Origin of the sequence: Streptomyces sp. NBC_00076 (genome assembly GCF_045041235.1) — a bacterium.
Classification (GTDB): Bacteria; Actinomycetota; Actinomycetes; order Streptomycetales; family Streptomycetaceae; genus Streptomyces.
In genome coordinates this window covers 9,362,935-9,383,360 of sequence record NZ_CP108242.1, presented here as the reverse complement: position 1 = coordinate 9,383,360, position 20,426 = coordinate 9,362,935, and the positions used below count along the sequence as shown (strand labels likewise).

The following is a 20,426-nucleotide window of genomic DNA, read 5'->3' as shown; positions in this document are numbered from 1 at the left end:
GTGCTGGGCCATGGTGTCAGAGGTGCTGCTCCGAAGCCACGACGAGCACGAGCCGGGTCACCGGCTCGCTTCCGCCTACCACTTCGATCTCGTACAGTCCCGGCCGGGAGACGGCACATCTCGCCACCAGCCGCCCTTCCTCTCCGGGCACCGGTCTCAGCTCGAGGTGGACGACCTCACCGAGCCCGCTGACCTCAGTGGCCGTGCACCGCAGCCCGAGGGCTCCGTCCCAACCGGACACCTCGACGGTGAAGGGCACGCCGGGCTCGACCCACTCGGGCACTTCCAGCTCGAACCCGCCTTCACCCAGCATCGAGCCCAGTTCGTCGGGGTGTCTCATCCCTCGCAGCATGCCGCACGCCAAGTCGATGACAGTGCGGCTGCGGGCAAGGGCCCCGTGTTCCTGAAAGACCGTGACGGGCTGCGCGTTGCCGCCCCTGAGATGCGCGGCGAACTGGTACACGGTGCCGTCGCCCTTGCGGTCCTCGGTCCGCGGGCGCTTTTGGGTGTCGAGCAGGACACGGTCGTCGGAACGGTCCCGTACGAACATGAACCGCTGGCCGATGGCTCTGTCCGACTGCATGCGGTAACTCTGCAGGGTGCGCTTGCCCAAGCCGACCACCATGCTGTGGTCGGGAAGCATGGTGCTCTGCCTGGTCTCCCGCCAGTGCAGGGTCTCTTGCACCAGGTCGCGGCGGCCGCCCAGCGCCACGAGGTCATCGGCGGTCGGCACCCGCATCTCGGCGCCGATGTCCAGCGCGCGGTAGGAGGGCAGTAGGTCGTACAGTCCCGGCATCGTCGGGACCGACTCACGCAGGTCAGCGGGTGGCAGGAGAAGCGGCCCTCCCTTGCCGGAGTTGAGCATGATGGCCGCCTTCACCGAGCCACTGAAGGGGGTGCCGACGGTCAGCACGGCCCGGATGTCGTCCCGGAAGCTCCCATGGCAGAGAAGCTCCCGTACAAGAAGGCCGCCCATGGAGTGGGCGACAAACAGGATCCGGGCCGGTCCCGCCTCGGGCCGGCCGGAAAGGTAGTGAGCGTGGGCGGGGTGCTCACGCCAGGCCTTGAGGTGACGACGGGCCGCGTCCGCCAGCAGGCCCCCGTTGTATGCGACCGACAGGCGCCAGTCGTAGGGGAACGCCAGGACCGCGCTGCGGTGCACGGCCGTCCGGCGCAGCTCTTTGACCAGCTGATTGTACGGCTGTGCGGAGCCGAGCCCGGGCAGAGAATCGGCGACGTTCAACAGGCCGGTCGGCTCGATCCTCCCGATGTCTCCCGCACGCTCTTCGTCGGAGACGGCCAGCGCCCGCAGTCGGTCGGTGTGCATCCGCGCCGAGTACTGGAAAAGCTTCCTGACGCCCCACAGCTGCTTGCCGCTCTCCGCGTCCTTCAGTGCACTGCCCATGATGCCCGGTACGACGATCACGGCATCGTGGAGCAGCCGTTGAGGTACACGCTGCTTGCTCATCCCCGTCCCCCAGAGGTACCGCCACCAGCGCGCCCCCTTGCGCAACTCCGTAGCAGTGGCCAAGGACGCTAGCACAGAAGCGACAAACGCACATTGCTTCGTAGAGCGGACCAACTATCACTTGAAGCACGGAAGTTCATCTTTGCGCCCCCCTGCTCGCTCTCGAGGATCCGACCCGGCCCATGGACTGGAAAACCGCCTAGCCGGCGGCAGGCCCCGTGGAACTTCCGTGAGGCGTACTCCCTGGACTCAACCAGTCGGCGCAACACCGGCTTCCTGAGGCGATAAGACCTTCGGCGGGTGTCCTCCAGCCGAGCGATTTGCGGGACCTGGTGTTGAGCGCGAGAGCAACGGCTTCAGGGATGGATGTTCAAAGTCGGGTGTTGGACACCAAGATCCGGACCATTCCCGGACCAAGTCGGCGCCCGCCGCCGACAGCAGTCCCGTTTCCGCAGGTCGCGCGGGCACGGCGCGTGTACCACCATGAGACGAAGAACATTCTTTGCAGCTATTCCCCGAAGAAACTTGGGTTCTTCTAGAGGGACCGATAGAGCGACCAAGTTGGTTGCCTGGAGGGAACTTTGCCCCTCCAGGCAACCTCAGGCTCGCGTTCAGTTCTCCAGGCGCCAGTGCTGGTTCGCACCGCCCGAGCAACTCCACAGCTGGACTTTCGTCCCGTTGGCGGTCCCCTGGCCGCCGGCGTCCAGGCAGAGCCCCGACTGCGCTGCTGTGAGCGTGCCGTCGGGATTGACGTTCCATTGCTGGTCCGCCTGCCCGCTGCAGTCCCAGATCGCCGCCGGGGTGCCGTTGCCCGCTGCCTGTCCGACGCCGAGGCACTTGTTGCCGTAGACAACCAGCTGCTTTCCGGCGGTGTGGGTCCACCGTTGGTTGGAGTTACCGTTGCAGTCCCACAGTTGTGCCTGCGTGCCGTTGGCCGTGGTGGAGTTGTTGATGTCCAGGCACCGCCCCGACGGCTGGCCGATGATCTTCTGGTTGCCGGAGGGCTGCGGCGGCTGCGGGTTCGAGCCGAACTGTGTGAAGAACTGCCACACCGCTGCCGACGTCCAGGTGCGCCAGCCGGAACCGGTGGAACCGTCGATGGGACCGGGGTCGTGGCCCGCTCCGTCGTACGCGGCCCAGACGACGGGGTATCCGGACCTGCATCCGGAGTAGGTGGTGATGGTGTGCGTCAGGCTACCGTTGGGCGGCTCGGGCGGGTTCTGACGGGTGCAGCCGTTGTTCCGGACGAAGGTGTCGCGCAGTTCCCGTCCTGCCGAGATGGGCAGCACGTTGTCCCTCAGGCCGTGCAGACCCATGTAGGCGATTGGCTGAGTGCCGCCGTTGCACCCACTGAGGTTCGCGCCGGAGAAGACCGCGACCGCGCGGAAGACCGTCGCCCGGGAGCAGGCGAGGGCGTACGACATCCCGCCGCCGTAGCTGAAGCCGGTGGCGAACAACTGGGTGGTGTCGACGCACAGGGCTGCTTCGATCTGGCTGACCATGGCGTCGACGAAGGCCACGTCCTGGCCGCCGGGGTTGGCCCAGCCGTTGCCGTTGCCCTGGGGGGCGACGAAGATCGTGCTGTTGTTCGCGTTGTCCGCCAGGCGCCGCAGGCCGTAGTAGGACCAGTTGTACCCGTCGCTTCCGCCGGAGTCGACGTCGTTGGCCGTGCCGCCCCGCCAGTGGAGACCGAAGATCAGCCGGTAGGGGTGGTTGCGGTCGTAGCCGGCAGGGACCCGCAGTATGTAACTGCGCGTCTGGCCGCCGCTCTGAATGGTGTGTGTACCACTCGTCAGGCCGGGGGCCTTGCCGCAGCCGGCGGTCGCCCGGACGGCGCCGGTGGTCGTGGCCGACGCGGGCGCGTGGAGGGCGCTGCTGAACGAGGTGCCCGCAGTCGCCAGGATGAGAAGTACCGCGGCCACGATGGACATTAAGAGCGGTTTGCGTTTCATACACGCCTTCTTCCGTAGTCGAGGGATGGGCGGGGTGCGGTTCAGACCCCGGTGATGGTCCACTGGTTGTTGGTGCTGGAGTTCGGTGTCCACATCACCGTGGTCGAGCCCGCCGTGGTGCTGCCGCTTCCGTCAAGGGCGGTGCCGGTGCCCCGATTGACGATCTGGTAGCGGTTGCCGCCGAGGCTGCCCAGCGACCACTGCTGGTTGTTGCCGCCGTTCCACGCCTCCTGGCGGGCGGGAGCGCCGTTGGCGGAGTTGCCCCAACTGTCGGCGGCCATGCCGTTGGTGCGGTTCATGATGCGGTAGTAGCCGTTGCCGAGGTCGATCAGCTGCCACTGCAGGTTGGTGCTCCCGTCGTAGTTCCACTGCTTGAGGTTGGAGCCGGAGGCGACGTCGCCCCCGCTGTCGAGCACCAGTCCGCCGGCCACGTTGGCGATCTTCACCCAGGTCGTGGAGCCGCCCGGCGCGCCCAGGACGGGGATCTCACCGGAGAAGGTGAGCTTGACCGTGTACGCCAGGGCGCTGAACGGCGGGTTGGACGAGGGCATGGTGAGGTGCAGGCCCGAGGCGTCCTGGGCCGGTGCGGGCAGGTTGATGTAGGAACCGGCCGTGTTGTTCAGGAGTTGAGCGCCCGTCAGGCTGCTGAGGTTGATCTGGTTCGAGTTCAGCGTCGTGATGGTCATGGTGCCGCCCTGCCAGCCCAGGGCGGTGGCGTACAGGACCTTGTTGTCCCGGCTGCGGGTGAACCGGATGTCCTGCGGTTTGCCGGCCACCGGTCCGCTGAACGAGCCTCCGCCCATCTTGGTGGGACCCTCGCCGTAACTGGCCCAGGAGCGGGTGCCGTAGACCGCCTCTCCGAAACGGCCGAGCCAGTCCCCCATGGCGAGCAGGATGGACTGCTGCCCGGAGGGGATGGTGCCGTCGGCCATCGGGGCGATGTTCAGCAGCATGCTGCCTCCCTTGCTGACCCGGTCGATCAGCGAGTGGAGCAGTGCCTGCGTCGAGTAGTAGCCGATGCCCACCGTGTAGCACCAACTGGAGGAGGAGATGCTGTCGTCGGTCAGCCAGTAGGGGGTGAGCAGCCCTGCCGGGCCGCCGCGCTCGAAGTCGAAGACCTCGCCCCTGTTGTTGAGGCCGTCCTTGTAGGTCGCGACCACGTCCTTGTTCCACGCGACCGCCTGGTTGTAGTAGTGCGCGAGGAACTGGAGCCGGTAGGACTCCTCCACCAGGTGCAGGTTGAAGTCCTGCCAGACCAGATCCGGCTGGTAGCCGTCGATGACCTCGACCAGCTTGTCGTACCAGAGCTTGTTCTCCGCGGCCGAGCCCTGCTGGCCATAGAGGATGCGCAGCCTCGGGTCCGACTGGGACGGCACGTTGTCGTAGAAGCCGGTGAAGTGGTAGGCGTGGTGCAGCGAGGCCATGAACTTCAGCCCCTGCCCGCGGATGGCCTGCGCGTGCAGCCCCACGAGGTCGAGTCCGGGGCCGTGCTGGACCGAGTTCCACGGGTTGGAGCGGCTGTTCCACATGGAAAAGCCGTCGTGGTGCTCGGCGACCGGGCCGGCGAACTTGGCCCCCGCGGCCTTGAACAGCCGCGCCCAGGCGTCCGGATCCCAGTTGCCGCCCTGGGAAGCCAGCTTCGGGGCGAACTGAACGAATCTGCCGGCCTTGTCGCGGGCGCCGTCGATGAAGTTGTTGTACGGCCAGACCGAGGGGTCGCCGTAGGTGGCCTTGTGATGGTTGTTCTCGGCCGAGCCGCCGATGTACATGTTGCGCGGATACCACTCGTTCCCAAACGCGGGGACGCTGAAGACGCCCCAGTGGTAGTAGATGCCGAACTTGCCGTCCTGGAACCACGCCGGGGCCGGGGGGTGCTGGTCCACGGAGGACCAGCTCGCGGTATAGCTTCCGGGACCGTCGGTCGCGGCCGCCTCGGGGGCGAACCGCAGCAGGCCGAAGGCCGTGGCCGCGCCGGCCGCCGCCAGCAGTCGGCGCCGGCTGAGCGGCAGGGAAGAGGAAGACATCTGGGAGCCTCTCGGGAAATTGACGGAGGTGGTGAGGGAGCCGGTGGTCGTCAGCCGGTCACCGGATCAGTCGCGCGTCCACTTCTGGTTGCTGCTTCCGTTGCAGGTCCACAGCTGCAGCAAGGTGCCGTTGGCCGTTCCCGCGCCGGTGGCGTCCAGGCACAGGCCGGACTGGTCACCGGTGATCGTGCCGTCGGCGTGGATCGTCCACTTCTGATTGCTGCCGCCGTTGCAGTCCCAGATGTCCACCTTGGTACCGGGGCTGGTGCCCTGGCCCGCGGCGTCCAGGCAGTCGCTCCCGTAGACCCGCAACTCACCGGCCGAGGTGTTCGTCCACTGCTGGTTGCTGCCGCCGTTGCAGTCCCACAGATCCACTTGGGTGCCGGCTGTCTGCGACTGGTTCGGCACGTCCACGCACCGGCCGGAACCGACTCCGACGATCGCGCCGGTCGTGCCGCCGTCGTTTCCGCCGCTGCCGGGCGTGATGGACAGGTTGTCGAACTGCGCCGTCTCGCCCTGGCTGGTCCCGTAGCCGATCTGCCCGGCGGCCCAGGTGCGGTCATTCACGGTACCCACCGTGGCGCCGTCGATGACGGCGGTGATCGCGGTGCCGGAGAAGGTGAGGGCCATGGTGTGCCACCGGTTGGTGCCCAGCGCGCCGGTCGTCCCGCGGGTCAAGGTGGCGACGCTGCCGTTGGTGTTCGAGTTCAGGATCGACCAGGCCCCGGTGTCACTCACCCGCAGACGGTAGGCGTTCTGCCCTCCGGTACGGTCGTAGTCGTGTCCGCCCGCACGGCCGATCAACTCGGCGTATCCGGGCTGCTCGAGCATCACCTCGGACGAGACGGTGTAGTTGCCCCAGCTCACGTCACCGAGCAGGGCGTGCGGATCGGTCAGCGCGTCCCAGGTGATCGGCTTCTGCGGGCTCATCTGGCGCACGCACTTGCCGCCACGGCCGCCGCCGCAGCCCACCACCTCGAAGGCGCCCTGCCAGTCCATGAGGTACTTCGCCTCGGTGCCGGTGGCGTTGCCGTCGAAGGAGTCGCCGTACGGCAGCTTCAGCGTGCCCCGGGCGGGACCGGTGGCGGTGCCCTTGCCCTGTCCGGTCGTGGTGGTCAGGGTGTACATGTGGCCGGGCTGTACGGTCAGGCTGAAACCGCTGCCGGACGGGGTGATGTCCGTGGCGTGCACGAAGTGGTCGGCCGGGTTGTTGGATCTGACGTCGGTGGACCAGACGTGGACGGTTTTGTTGGACAGCCCCCCGGTGACGTTGAAGTTCAGCGTCTGGGCGCTGCCGGCGTCCATCGTTTCGATGACCGTGGAGTAGTCGGAGTTGTTGGGGGACTTGAGTGAGACGTAGCTTCCGTTGGCGCGGTTGCCGCCGATGTAGCCGCTGGAGGCGTCGAGATACCGCCACCCCGGGGCGGTGAACTGGCTGGTGTGTGCCATCACCCAGGTGTTCTTGCCGACCGAGTAGGAGCCGGACCACGGCTGCGAGGCCAGGGCGAGACCCATGGTGGGGTACGGCAGGTTGGGTGTGAGCGCGGCGACCACCGGCCAGTTGAAGTACGCGGTCATCCGTCCGTCGATGTATCCGCGGTTGATGCCGCGGGCCACGGCCTGCGCTCCCCCGTCGTAGTCGTCCGAGCCGTTCTCGCTCGCCCACAACGGCTTGCCGGACGATGTGGCGGCCGACGGCACCGAGCAGTTGGACTGGGACGACCGATAGCCGCAGGGATAGTGCGTGCCGATGACGCTCACCGCGGCGGCGAACGCCTGGTTGGAGTTGACGTCGTTCGCCACGGACCAGTCCGAGTCGGCGGCCACGATCTTGACGTTGCCGTAGCCGTTGCTGTTGAGCGCGCCTCGCAGCTGCTGGTACCAGGAGACGTTGTAGCCTCGCTCGTTCCACCCGCCGAGGTAGTCGATGCTCAGCCCGTGCTGTTTGGCGCAGCCCAGCCACGAGAGCAGATAGTTGATGGTGTCGGTGGACCAGAAGTTGCCGCCGCCGAGCCAGCCGGGCGCGCCCCAGGCGAGCCCGTTCAGCTTGATGTCCGGGTTGCGCGCCTTGGCCTGCTCCATCAGCCACCATTCGTAGCCCCGGTTGCAGTTCAGGTCGGACCGGGTGTGCTGGTGACTGGGCTCGGCCCCTGAGGTGGAGTTGGTGTCACCGCCGATCTCGGCCTTGAGCATCTGCAGGGAGGCGCCGTAGCCGGGCCGGAACAGGTAGTCGAGGATCTGGCCGCGCTGGGGCTCGGGATAGTCGATCAGGAGTCTGCTGTTGCCTCCCCCGCCGCTGATCGCGCCGACGCCGTCGAAGGTCCGGCCGCCGGACGCGCCGTTGATCGTGATGGAGGTGGCGGCCTGGGCCGGCGCGGCTGCCGTGCTCACGATGCCGCCGGCGGTCAGGAGGAGGCCCGCGAGCACGGCCGTCGGGGCGCGCATGCGCCGGAACAACCGGCTGAATGCTGACACGGTGGGTTCCTTTCACAGGTAGGAGGTGTCCCGTGGCCGCCGGGGGGTTTGGCCATCGGGCGCAATGGCTGTGCTGTTCGTGGTAGCCGTGGCTGCACGGTGGCCGGAGGTCGCTCTGGCCGGCGTCCGTTGAGCCGCCGTCAGCGGAGGATGAAGTCCTGGTTCGTGCCGGGCATGTTCTTGCACTGCCACTGGTCCAGTTGCTGCCCCAGGTTGCCGCCGGCGCCGTAGACGTCCAGGCACAGACCGCTGTTCTTGTTCTGGAAGGCGTAGGAGCCGTCGAACTGCCGCAGGGGCAGCCAGAGGCTGCCGGCCGCCGCGCCGGGGGCCTGCTGGACGATGTCCGGGATGCCCGCCGCCGTGGAACTGCCGGCCACCGCCACGTCCAGACCCGAGTTCTGGGCCCGCAGTTCGCCGTAGCCGCCCGAGGCGGGCACGAACCGGAACTGCTGGTTGCCCTGCCCGTTGCAGGTCCACTGGTCGATCGCGGCGCCTGCGCTGCCGGAGTTGCCGTACACGTCCATGCACAGGTTGTTGCCGGCTACCACCAGTTGGTGGTAGCCGTCCGGGAAGCCGCCCCCGGACGAGGCCGGTGTCAGATAGACGGCGAACGCGTCGTGCGCGCCCTGGAACGTGATCGGCACGGTGATCGAGCCGCCCGAGGTGCTCACGTTCTGCTCGTACACCGTCTGTGGGGCGCCGAGCGGCGACTGGTCCGGGATGCGGTGCACGGTGACGTGCACGCTGTCGGCGTTCGCCAGCCAGGGTACGGACGACAGCCCGTCGAAGGTCACGGACGCGGCGCCTGTGTACCCGTTCGAGTCGCCGATGACCGCCACCGCGCGCTTGTTCGCGGAGTCCTCGGAGGCCGAGATCGCCGTCGAGCCGGCCTGGCCGGAGGTGTCGACGAGGGTGCCGGTCATGTCGGCGTAGTCCCGAAGCGCCCACCAGTTGCCGGTCGGCTGCCAGCTGCCACCGCTCTGGGTCAGGACTCCGGTCAGGTTCGGGGTGACGCAGCACACCCAGTTGCCGCGCATCGCGTTGGTGTACCCGGACTGCGCGAACCGCGCCAAATACCACGCCGTCACCCCGGCAGTCTGCCGATCGGCCGGCTGGTACTCGTTCGAGGACAGCGGCAGCGGACCGATACCCGCCGCGGTCAGGGCGCTGTTCAGGGTCCGCGCGACGGTGACCGGGTCGTCGACATCGCCCTCGTTGTGGTTGGCGATCATGTCCGGCACCGTCCCGGCCGCCTTCACGTGCGCGAGCCAGGTCCGCCATTCACCCGGGTTGCGCTCCGGGGTGAACGCGAGTGACGGCCCGACGATCTGCGCCCCGGGGGCGATGCGCCGGATCTCCCGGTAGGCGGTGTCCCACATCTGGAAGTACTGGGCGCTGTTCACACCCCGGGTCCAGAAGGCGGAGATGTCCGGCTCGTTCCAGATGTCGTAGGAGAACGTGAGCCCCGAAGCCTGCAGCGCTCCCACGGTGGAGTCGATGAAGCTGACCCAGTTGGAGCAGTCGCCGTTGTCGCACGGGTACCTCGTGTTCGACGGCTGGCCGCCGTTCGCGCCGTAGATGTCGCTCACCAGCACCTGGTACTGCGCGTGATAGGGCGGCCGGGTGAGCCGTTTCGCCTGCGCGACGATGGAGTCGACGTCGGCCCGGGTGGCCGAGCCGTACTGGTAGCCGTCCCTGATCCAGCCGCCGGAGAACCACCCACCGCCGCGGAAGGCGTTGATCCCCAGCGGCTGGATGAACTGGTCCACCGGCCGGCTGCCGTCTTCGCTGATGCCGTAGAGGAACCCCTCCCCCACGCCGGTCGACGGCCCGCGGGTGGACGCCAGGTGCACGCTCAGCGACTTGTCCGCGGCGGCCTGGCTCGTGGCCGTCGACAGCAGCGGCAGCACGAGTGCCAGGACGATGCCGACCAGCAGTACCAGACGGCCGGGTCTCGCTCTCGTCCTCATCCGATCCTCCTGCGGTTCGGCGCCGCTGCGCCGCGGCGCGTGTGATGCGGTGGGGTGCGGTGACGCGCCGGGGCGGTGCTCGGGTGCCGCCCTGGCGCCGGGTGACGGGTCCCTCAGGGGGTCAGCCCAGTGACCATCGCTGGTTGGATCCCCCGTTGCAGGTCCACAGTTCGACGGGGGTGCCGTTGGCGGTGGCGGCGCCAGTCACGTCCAGGCACAGGCCGGACTGGGCGTTGGTGACGGTGCCGTCCGTGTTGACGTTCCACTGCTGGTTGGCCTGGCCGTTGCAGGTCCAGGTGATGACCTTGGTACCGGAGCTGGTGCCGCGGCCCGAGGCGTCCAGGCACAGCCGGTTGCCGCCGGAGTACACGGTGAGCTCCTGGGCGGCGGTCTTCGACCAGGTCTGGTTCGCCGCGCCGGTGCAGTCCTGTATCTGGGTCTGCGTACCCGGCGCCATGGACGCGCCCGGCACATCCAGACACCTGCCCGCGCCCACCGCTCTCAGTGCACCCGTCGTGCTACCGCCGCCGCTGCCCACCCCGTAGCCGGCGGCGGTGATGGCGGCCTGCACGGCGTTCTCGGTGGCGTCGGAGGGGTAGCCCGCCGTCATCGCGCCTTCGAAGAACTCGCCGGTACCCGAGACACTGTTGTCGCCCCCGGTGCCGAGCAGGACCGAACTGTCGAGCTTCATCGGTGAATACCCGTTGGGCAAGGGACCGGAGAAGGTGGTGGTAAGGCCGCCGCTGCTGCCGTTGCCGTATTTGAGAGTGAAATTGCTGGTGCCGTTGTTCTTCAGCCACGCGCTGACGAACGGGTAGTGCACGCCGGTGTTGTTGGGGTCCTTGTTGGAGCCGGTGTTGGTGTGGTACATGCCGTTCTCCAGATCGGCCTCGACCCATGGGCCGTTGCCGGTGCATCCGTTGAACCAGCAGGCGTTGCCCCAGTAGATGGCGTTCATGGTGGCGTTGCCTGTGTCGGTGTGGGAGTTCTCGCCGCTGCCGTAGTCGAAGCAGCACCACTGGTTGGTGTAGTTCGACGACGTCACCATGTAGATGCCTTCGGGCTGGGAACCGGTGGCCACGCCCTTCGCGTGGTCGATCCGGTAGCCGACACCCTGCTTGACCTTGACACCGAAGACCTGGTGGCCGGCCGCGGTCACCGGCAGGGCCATGGCGTCCGCCCCGACGTCGGATCCGTTGGGCCCGGGTCCCTTCCAGAAGCCGCCCCAGGAGATCGGCAGGTCGTTGTGCATGGCGGTCTGGTCGTAGATCTTCGTGATCGTGCACGACGTGCCCGAGCAGAACGAGACCTGGGAAGCCGCGTCGGCGTACCCGCCCGCGCTGAGAACTCCGATGTCGCGGTAGCTGTGGTCGGAGGACCGCTGGATCTGGTACAGCGGCCCGTCGTACGACGCGAACAGCGCCCTGGTGGTGGCATGCGCCGTCACACACGGCTTACCGCCCGCCGCGTAGATGTCGCACGGAAGTGACGCGTCCGCCGCGGAGGCGTTCGGTGACGGGGCCGCCCGGTGGGCGGCGGCGGTCGTGCCGGTCCGTGGGGACTTGGCGAACGCCGGTGTACCGAACGCGGCCACGGCCATCACCAGGGCGACGAGGAGCACGGCTTTCCATCGCCTTCGGCGGCGATCGGTGACTGACTTGCGCATGAAGACCTCCTCAGTGCCCAGGCCGCCGGACGGCGGCGCCGAAGCTGCCAGTGGTCGGTGCGAAGGCGCCCGGCCGCCCCCATGAGGCAGGCCTGCGGGCCTGCCCCGCTGAGCCGCGGAAGGGACTCATCCCAGCGTCCACCGCTGACTGCTGCTGCCGTCGCAGGTAGACAGCTCGGCGAGGGCTCCGTCGGCGCCGGCCGCTCCGGCGACGTCCAGGCACAGGCCGGACTGGACGCCTGTGATCGTGCCGCCCGAGTTCAGCGTCCACTGCTGGTTGGTCTGGCCGTTGCACGGCCAGATCTCCACCTTCGTGCCGGGGGTGGTCTGGTTGTTGTAGGCGTCCAGACACACCTGGCCGCTGCCGGAGTAGACGGTGAGCTGGTGGGAGGCGGTATGCGTCCAGATCTGGTTGGCCCCGCCGTTGCAGCTCCAGATCTCCACCTGGGTACCTGCGGTCGTGGTGGACTTCGGGACGTCCAGGCACTTGCCCGCTCCCACCGCGCGCAGCTCACCGGTCACGCTGCTGCCGCCGCCGCTGGTGCCGCCCGCGACCCGGTACATCACCGTGCCGTGCGCCGGCACCGAGGCGCTGATCGTGCCGACGCTGGTCGAGGACGCGCCCGACCACAGGTCGGTCAGGGTGTAGGCGGACGCCCCGGTTTTCCCGATCGCGGCCGCGGTGGTGGTGATGGTCGCTTTCGAGCCCGTCTCGTTGAACAGCGCCACCGACACGTCCCCGTTGGCCAGGGGCTTGGCCAGCACGTCCAGGCCGCCCGAGGAGGACACCATGGTGCCCTGTCTGCCCAGGGGGTCCTGGTCGACCGCGATCACACGGGAGTTGGTCAACGTGGCCAAGGTGTCCGCACTGGCTGAGGGGATGTTGGTGCCCGCGATCAGCGGCGCGGCCATCTCCGCCCACAGACTGAACTCACTGCGGCTCTCGGTGGCCGTCATCGAGCCGTTGCCGACCTCCAGCATGTCCGGGTCGTTCCAGTGGCCAGGGCCGGCGTAGGAGGCCAGTCCCACGTTGCTGTGGAAGATCGACAGCATGCTCGAGAAGGTCGGGCTGATGTCCCCGGTGGTGCGCCAGCTGTTGCCCACGTCCGCGCCCCAGGTCCACACGTTCTCCTGGCCCCAGTTGCACAGGCTGAACAGGATCGGCCGGCCGGTGGCCGCCAGGGCGTCCCGCATCGTGGTGTACCGGGTCCGTGCCGGCACCCCGGCGTTGTTGCAGTTGTCGTATTTCAGATAGTCAACACCCCACGACGCGAAGGACTGCGCGTCCGTGGTCTCGTGCCCCAGGCTGCCCGGATACCCCGCACAGGTCGCGGTGCCCGCGTCCTCGTAGATCCCCAGCTTCAGGCCCAGCGAGTGCACGTAGTCCGCGGTGTCCTTGATGCCGCTGGGGAACTTGGCCGGGTCCGGCACCAGGTGGCCGCCGGAATCACGGCTGTGGGTCATCCAGCAGTCGTCGATGTTGACGTACGAGTAGCCCGCCGCCTGCATGCCGTTGGTGTGCATCGCCTGCGCGGTGGACTTGATCAGCGACTCGGAGACATTGCAGCCGTACGCGTTCCAGTCGTTGAAACCCATCTGGGGGGTCGGCGCGAGCCCGTTGCCCAGCGCGGCGGCGGGCTGCGCCGTGCCGAGGGTGAGGAGGGGGGCGACTGCGGCGAGCAGCACGACTGAGAACGTGAGCGCCAGGGTCCCGCGCAAGGACGGCAGCGCGGACAGCGGCCGCAGTCGCCCGTCTCTCTCGGTGGTACTGGGCATGATTCATCGACTCCTGGGTCGAGTTGCGGGAGAACACATGCACGGCGGCGTAGCGGCCTCGCGGCGGTGTTTCAGACGTGCCGGAGGCCGCGCCCCCTCACCGGTGACAGGGGTTCAGCGGTAGCCGGCTCCGGCGATGTTGGCCTGCACCGCGTTGTCCGTCGCATCGGAGGGGTAACCGGCGACCATCGCCCCTTCGTAGAAGGTGCCGGCGCTCAGGTTCGCGCCGCCGCCCGGCTTGCAGCAGTCGCCGCCGCTCCCCAGGACGATGGCTCCCTGTTTCTTCATGGGGCTGTATCCGCCGGGAAGCCCGCCGTCCCACAGGGTGGTCAGGCCACCGGACTGCGCGTCGCCGCCCTTGAGTGCGAACCTCGACGTCCCGTTGTTCTTCAGCATCGCGGTGACGAACTTGCTGCGAAAAGCCCGCTGGTTGGTGTTCCAGGACTGGCTGCCACCGGAGTACAGGCCCCACTCGAGATCGGCCTGCACCCAGGGACCGCTGCCGGCGCAGCCGCCGAACCAGCACTGGGTACCGAAGTTGATCGCGTCCATCGCCCCGGCGGCGTCGGCCTTCCGGGTCGTCTCACTGTTGCCGTAGTCGAAGCAGCAGCCGCCGTTGACATGGGTGCCACTGGTGACCATGTACGCCCCTTCGGGTGCGGCACCGGTCGGCACACCCGTCAGGTGGCCGTCCCGCCAGTAGCTGTTCCCGGGATTGATGTACAGCGAGTACGCCTTGGTACCCCCGGCGGTCAGGGACTCGGAGGTCGCCTTCGCGGGGCTGCTCTGAGTCGATCCCGGGACCTGGGCCGACCCCTGATACCACAGGTCGTTGCCGCGTCCGGACTGGTCGCGGACGACCGTGATCACGCACGAGGTGCCCGCGCAGAACGAGTCCTGCGCCGTCGCGTCTGCGACGCCGCCGGGTGTGAGCACGCCGATGTCCCTGGTCGCGTTGTCCGAGGAGCGCCTGACCTGGTACAGGGCGCCGTTGTACGAACCGTAGAGCGCCCGCACCGTGCTGTGCGCGGCCACGCACGGCGTACCGCCCGCGGAGTAGATGTCGCACGGGCCCGACCCGCCGGGCGAGGGCGGAGGTGTCCGGGTGCTCCACTTCTGGTTGCCCTGGCCGTTGCAGGTCCACAGGATGACCGCGGTGCCATTGGCCGTGCCGGCCCCGTTGACGTCCAGGCACAAGCCGGACCGGGCACCGGTGACGGACCCGTCGGAGTTCTGTCGCCACATCTGGGTCGACCGTCCGTCGCACGACCGGATGACTGTCGAAGCTCCCGGAGCCGTCCGGTCGTCGTAGGCGTCCACGCACCGGGTGCCGCCCATCGTCCTCAGTTCGCCCGCCGACGTGAACTCGAACGCCTGGTTGCGCTGGCCGTTGCAGTCCCAGATGTCCAACGCCGTTCCCGGCGTGTCGACGTTGCCCTGGACGTCCATGCACCGCCCCGACGCCGAACTCACCAGGGGCGCCGCCGACTTAGGCGCCGACCATGTCGGCGCGGTGGCCAGCAGCATGGTCAGCAGTGCCATCACGCATGCGGCGGCGGCCGCCGGTAAGCGTCGTCCAAGAGCCGCGGGGCCCCAGGGCGAAACGGATGAAGGCTGCATTCTGTTCCTTGACTGTGTGGGGGAAGGGGACAGAGAGTGCCGTGCCTGTTCGAAGGGAGCCAAGGCACCCGAGAGCACCCACAGGAACCCCTCAGACATCCCATGTCGATAGTGATTCCACAGGCCTCTCACACTGTCAATAGACATGACACGCCCAGAAGGAACGCAATCCATCCCATGTCTTGTCCCTGGTCAGGCCTATGTGACGGCATGGCGAAACCCGCGTCCGGCGACGGGCCGCCGTGCCGGGCGCGGGTGTTCGTTCTGGTCCGCCGAAGCGATCCAGTGGCAGGAGCGCGCGCTTGGCGCCGATCACCTCACCTGAAGTTCCAGTACGCGTTGAGGTAGGTCCCCTCAGGCGCGGGTCCAGCGTTGGTTGCTGCTGTTCGAGCAGGAGTAGAGCTGGAGCAGGGTGCCGTTGGCGGTGCCGTTCGCGACGGCGTCGAGGCAGAGGCCGGACTGGACGCCGACGATGGATCCGTCGGAGTTGAGGCGCCATTTCTGGTTGTCGCCGCCCCAGCAGCTGTAGATCTGGACTCTGGTGCCATTGCCGGTGCCGCCGGCGTCCAGGCACTTGTTGCCGTAGACCCTGAGCTCACCGGCGGCGGAGTACGTCCACTGCTGGTTGGTACCGTTGTTGCAGTCCCACAGTTGGAGCTGGGTGCCGTCGGTGGTACTGCTGCTGGGCACGTCCAGGCAGCGGCCCGACCCGACGCCCTTGATCGTTCCGCCGTCCGAAGGGGGCGTGGAGGTGCCGCCGTTGAGTGCGTTCAGGACGGCGGTGTAAGCGGGCTTCTTGCTGCCGTCGCCGTTGAACAGCAGCGGCGTCTGCTCCGATCGCCAGGAGTCGGTGTCGCGCACACCCCAGACGGTGATGCCGAGGCAGCGCGGGACGGCCAGGCAGTCGTTGGTCACGTTGGCGTAGGTCGTGGCCGGGGCGCCCTGGATGTCGAGTTCGGTGATGGCCACGTCGACGCCGAGGGCGGCGAAGTTCTGCAGGGTGGTGCGGAAGTTGCTGTTGTAGGGGCTGCCGCTGTTGAAGTGCGACTGGAAGCCGACGCAGTCGATCGGCACGCCGCGCTGCTTGAAGTCTCGGACCATGGAGTACATGGCCTGGGTCTTGGCCCAGTTCCAGTCCTCGACGTTGTAGTCGTTGTAGCAGAGCTTGGCGGCCGGGTCGGCGGCGCGCGCGGTGCGGAACGCGACCTCGATCCAGTCGTTGCCGGTGCGCTGCAGGTTGGAGTCGCGCCGGGCTCCCGAACCGCCGTCGGCGAAGGCCTCGTTCACGACGTCCCACTGGGCGATCTTGCCCTTGTAGTGGGCCATCACGCCGTTGATGTGGCCGATCATCGCCTGCCGCAGCGTGCTGCCGCTGAGGCTCTGCATCCAGCCGGGCTGCTGGGCGTACCAGGCCAGGGTGTGGCCGCGCACCTTCTTGCCGTTCTGTACCGCCCAGTTGTAGACGCGGTCACCGGCGGTGAAGTTGAACTGGCCCCGCTGCGGTTCTGTGGCGTCGATCTTCATCTCGTTCTCGGGCGTCACCATGTTGAACTCACGGCCCGCGATCGTCGTGTACGCCGAGTCGCCCAGCCTGCCCGAGGCGATGGCGGTGCCGAAGTAGCGGCCGCTCTGCGCCGCCGCGGCGCCGAGCGTGTTCTCGGCGGCGTGTGCGGCCGGCGGCGTGACCAGTGCGGCGACCACACCGAGGACGCCGACGACCAGCGCCAACAGCAGGCCGCGGATCTTCCGGCGGACAACGGGTCTGGGAAGGGCATACGAGCCCATGACTGTGCCTCCAAGGTAGAAAACATGGAAGGACTGAAGCGCGTACGGCGGGGCGGCGGCGGTTGTTGCGGCACAGGCATGGGGGTACTCCGTCGCGGCTCAGCCGGGGGACCGCCACGCGGCGTCGCGTACCTCTCCAACTGCGCGAAGAGCCGGGATGCGCTGGTGCGAACCTCACCGGAACGAGACGGGGTGGCGCAGGTGCTGTGGTGCGTGGATCTGTCGTGCGGCTGTGCGTGGATCTGCCGTGCAGCACAGACTGCTCAGGGCCGACGTGGTTCGATCTCGAACTATGGCCGGGCTCTTAGACAGGGATGATTGAGGTATTGACGATGCATCGTCAATACTCCCCGCAGAAATTTCCGTTCCTCGCCCGAAACTTTCTGGGATCCCGGCTAGCCGGACGGCGAACCCCCGGTGCCGCGGAGGCGCTGTTTGTGGACAGATCGGCGACAGGCCTTGACCAGAGGGCCCCACATTCCTAGCTTGTGGCGTCAAAGCATCCGGGAATTCTTCGAATGTTTCGAGATTGGCGCCTGCCCGGCACGTCCGCTCCGCGGCTCATCGGGTCACCTCACCCCCACCCCCAAAGGAGACCCTCTGATGTGGTTTCGCCACCCGTCCCCGGTCCGTCCAAGACGCTTGCTCGCCGTCCTTGCGCCCTTGCTGCTCGTGGCCACCTTCCTCGGTGCCCAGCCCGCCGGCGCGGCGACCGTAGACCCCAACGCCTCGTATGTGCTGGTCAACCGCAACAGCGGCAAGGCCCTGGACCTCTACAACATGGCGAGCGCCGACGGCGCCCGCATCACTCAGTGGTCCAGGAACGACCAGGCCCAACAGCAGTGGCAGTTCGTCGATTCCGGGGGCGGTTACTACCGCATCAAGTCCCGCCACTCGGGCAAGGTGCTGGACGTCCACAACTGGTCCACCGCGAACGGTGGCTCGATCGTCCAGTGGACCGACCAGAACGCCACCAACCAGCAGTGGCGACTGGCCGACAGCTCGGACGGCTACGTGAGGCTCGTCTCGCGCCACAGCAACAAGGCTCTCGAAGTGCAGGGCGCCTCCACCGCCGACAGCGCGAACATCGTCCAGTACGACGACTGGGGCGGCACCAACCAGCAGTGGCAGCTCGTCAAGGTCGGCGGCGACACCTCCGGCCCGTGCGATCTTCCGTCGACCTATCGCTGGACATCAACGGGCGCGCTGGCGCAGCCCAAGCAGGGATGGGTCTCGCTCAAGGACTTCACCGTCGTCCCCTACAACGGCAGGCAACTCGTCTATGCGACGACGCACGACACGGGGACGAGTTGGGGTTCGATGAACTTCGGCCCGTTCACCAATTGGTCGGAGATGGCCTCGGCCAGTCAGAACACGATGTCGTCCTCCACCGTCGCGCCCACGCTCTTCTACTTCGCGCCGAAGAACATCTGGGTGCTCGCCTACCAGTGGGGCGGGACCGCCTTCTCCTACCGGACGTCGAGCGACCCCACCAACCCGAATGGCTGGTCATCCCAGCAGGTGCTCTTCTCCGGAAGCATCTCCGGCTCCGGAACAGGACCCATCGACCAGACACTCATCGGTGACGGGACGAACATGTACCTGTTCTTCGCCGGTGACAACGGCAAGATCTACCGGGCCGGCATGCCGATCGGGAACTTCCCGGGCAGCTTCGGTTCGACCTCGACAGTGGTCATGAGCGATACGACGAACAACCTGTTCGAAGCCCCGCAGGTCTACAAGCTCCAGGGCCAGAACCGCTACCTCATGATCGTCGAGGCGATCGGCTCGCAGGGCCGCTACTTCCGCTCGTTCACGGCCACCAGTCTGAACGGCTCATGGACACCCCAGGCCGCGACCGAGAGCAATCCCTTCGCCGGCAAGGCCAACAGTGGCGCCACCTGGACCAACGACATCAGCCACGGCGAACTGATCCGCGCCGGCGCCGATCAGACCATGACCGTCGATCCCTGCAATCTGCAATTGCTCTACCAGGGGCGCAGCCCCAACTCCGGCGGCGACTACGGTCTCCTGCCCTACCGTCCGGGTCTGCTGACACGCCAGCGCTGACGGCGTGACACGAGTCTGGCTCCGGTATGGAGCCGGCGTGGCGGGCTCGGCGAAAGGCCGAGCCCGCCCGGGTCGCACAGTTGGTGATCTTTTCAGTGGCGCTCTGATCGCGGCTCATGCCAAGGGAGGTGTCTGCGGCAACGTCTTGCCGTCCCGCGGAGAACCCTTCGCCCCAAGGGTCCGCGGCCATGAACGCCGGTCCGGCCGGCCCGAGAGCGACCGGATACAGTGCGCGGGACGGCAGCCTGGTTTGTGAGGGGAAGCGTGACCGACACCAGCGACACCCGACCCGCCGACAGTGAAGCGCGAGCGCCACGGCAGAGCCGACTGCACCGCCTGATGCGCTACCTCCCCCTGGTCGCCCCCGTCCTGCTGTGGGCCGTGCCGTACGGGGTGCTTCTGCACACCGGCCAACACTGGCCGCTGCCTGTCACGCTCGCCGGCACCGCCCTGTTCGCCCTCGGCCTCGTCGGCATGCCGCTCGCGATGATGCGCGGCCACGGCCGACGCCAGCAGGACCGGGCGGCGATCGTCGGTGACACCCTGCTGGGCACCAGCTGGGTTCTGTTCACCTGGTCCGTTCTGCTCGGCGTCCTCTTGCGGCTCGCCCTGACCGTGGCCGACGTCGGCGAGAGTCAGGACCGGGCCCGCATCGTCACGTGGGCCGTCCTCGGCACCACCGCCGTACTGCTCGCCTGGGGGTACGCCGAAGCCCGCCGGGTGCCGCGCGTGCGCCGACTCGACGTGCAACTCCCACGGCTGGGTGCCGGGTTGGACGGTCTTCGCGTCGTTCTCATCACCGACACCCACTACGGCCCGCTCGATCGCACTCGCTGGTCGGCGCGGGTGTGCGAGACGGTGAACACCCTGGAAGCCGACCTGGTCTGCCACACCGGCGACATCGCGGACGGCACGGCCGAACGCCGCCGCGCCCAGGCCGTCCCACTCGGTACCGTGCGGGCCACCCGGGCCCGTGTCTACGTCACCGGCAACCACGAGTACTACAGCGAGGCCCAGGGCTGGGTCGACCTGATGGGCGAGCTGGGCTGGGAGCCGCTGCGCAACCGCCATCTGCTGCTCGAACGCGGAGGCGACACCCTCGTGGTCGCCGGCGTGGATGACGTCACCGCCGAGTCCTCCGGCCTGGCAGGCCACCGCGCCCACCTCGCCGGAGCCCTGAACGGCGCCGACCCCGACCTACCCGTCCTGCTCTTGGCACACCAGCCCAAGTTCGTCGACCGGGCGGCAGCCGACGGCATCGACCTCCAACTCTCCGGCCACACCCACGGCGGCCAGATCTGGCCCTTCCACCACCTGGTCCGCATCGACCAGCCTGCCCTCGCCGGCCTCAGCCACCACGGCACCCGCACCCTCCTCTACACCAGCCGCGGCACCGGTTTCTGGGGCCCGCCGTTCCGCGTCCTCGCCCCCAGCGAGATCACCCTGCTCGTGCTCCGCTCCCCGCACCTGCCCAACTCGCCGTAGCACTGGGCGCCCAACACATCCGCCTTACCCAGAAGGAAGTTCCTGACCAGCCAAGATTCCCGGCCCGGCATCGAACGACACAGGGCCTCCTGACACGCGGGTCACCATGCGACCCTGCGCCGGCAGGAGGCTCTG

General features: G+C 68.0%; 11 protein-coding genes. 2 read left to right on the top strand and 9 right to left on the bottom strand.

Going from position 1 to position 20,426, the window contains the following annotated elements; genetic code table 11:
* Positions 1 to 16 precede the first annotated feature (16 nt).
* From OHA64_RS42145 to OHA64_RS42105, 9 genes are all read right to left on the bottom strand, one after another.
* Positions 17 to 1,468: a lipase/acyltransferase domain-containing protein gene (locus OHA64_RS42145; protein WP_405622470.1), complete on the bottom strand. Its 1,452-nt coding sequence runs from the start codon at positions 1,466 to 1,468 to the stop codon at positions 17 to 19.
* Positions 1,469 to 2,079: 611 nt separating this feature from the next.
* A complete protein-coding gene (locus OHA64_RS42140; RefSeq protein ID WP_405622469.1) occupies positions 2,080 to 3,399 on the bottom strand; it encodes an RICIN domain-containing protein in 1,320 nt (439 codons plus the stop codon).
* A gap of 62 nt (positions 3,400 to 3,461) precedes the next feature.
* Positions 3,462 to 5,444, bottom strand: coding sequence for an alpha-L-fucosidase (locus OHA64_RS42135; protein ID WP_405622468.1), 1,983 nt, complete (start codon positions 5,442 to 5,444; stop codon positions 3,462 to 3,464).
* A 66-nt stretch (positions 5,445 to 5,510) separates the two neighbouring features.
* Positions 5,511 to 7,919, bottom strand: a complete 2,409-nt coding sequence (locus OHA64_RS42130) for a ricin-type beta-trefoil lectin domain protein (RefSeq protein ID WP_405622467.1) — start codon at positions 7,917 to 7,919, stop codon at positions 5,511 to 5,513.
* A gap of 140 nt (positions 7,920 to 8,059) precedes the next feature.
* A complete protein-coding gene (locus OHA64_RS42125) occupies positions 8,060 to 9,889 on the bottom strand; it encodes an RICIN domain-containing protein (RefSeq protein ID WP_405622466.1) in 1,830 nt (609 codons plus the stop codon).
* 121 nt (positions 9,890 to 10,010) lie between these two features.
* The gene (locus OHA64_RS42120) at positions 10,011 to 11,555 is read right to left on the bottom strand and encodes an arabinofuranosidase catalytic domain-containing protein (protein ID WP_405622465.1); all 1,545 of its coding nucleotides are present in this window, start codon (positions 11,553 to 11,555) and stop codon (positions 10,011 to 10,013) included.
* Positions 11,556 to 11,681: 126 nt separating this feature from the next.
* Complete coding sequence (locus tag OHA64_RS42115) at positions 11,682 to 13,331, bottom strand: glycoside hydrolase family 27 protein (protein ID WP_405622464.1); 1,650 nt, start codon at positions 13,329 to 13,331, stop codon at positions 11,682 to 11,684.
* A 114-nt stretch (positions 13,332 to 13,445) separates the two neighbouring features.
* Positions 13,446 to 14,873 (bottom strand): arabinofuranosidase catalytic domain-containing protein, encoded by a 1,428-nt coding sequence (locus OHA64_RS42110; protein ID WP_405622463.1) that lies wholly within the window; start codon positions 14,871 to 14,873, stop codon positions 13,446 to 13,448.
* Positions 14,874 to 15,305: 432 nt separating this feature from the next.
* Positions 15,306 to 16,736 carry an endo-1,4-beta-xylanase gene (locus tag OHA64_RS42105; RefSeq protein WP_405622462.1) on the bottom strand — a complete coding sequence of 477 codons (1,431 nt, stop codon included), beginning with the start codon at positions 16,734 to 16,736 and terminating at the stop codon, positions 15,306 to 15,308.
* Between the two features lie 603 nt (positions 16,737 to 17,339).
* On the opposite strand from OHA64_RS42105, the gene OHA64_RS42100 reads away from it, so the two are divergent.
* Positions 17,340 to 18,806 (top strand): non-reducing end alpha-L-arabinofuranosidase family hydrolase, encoded by a 1,467-nt coding sequence (locus OHA64_RS42100; RefSeq protein WP_405622461.1) that lies wholly within the window; start codon positions 17,340 to 17,342, stop codon positions 18,804 to 18,806.
* Positions 18,807 to 19,070: 264 nt separating this feature from the next.
* Positions 19,071 to 20,291, top strand: coding sequence for a metallophosphoesterase (locus OHA64_RS42095; RefSeq protein WP_405622460.1), 1,221 nt, complete (start codon positions 19,071 to 19,073; stop codon positions 20,289 to 20,291).
* The last annotated feature ends 135 nt before the right edge of the window (positions 20,292 to 20,426 follow it).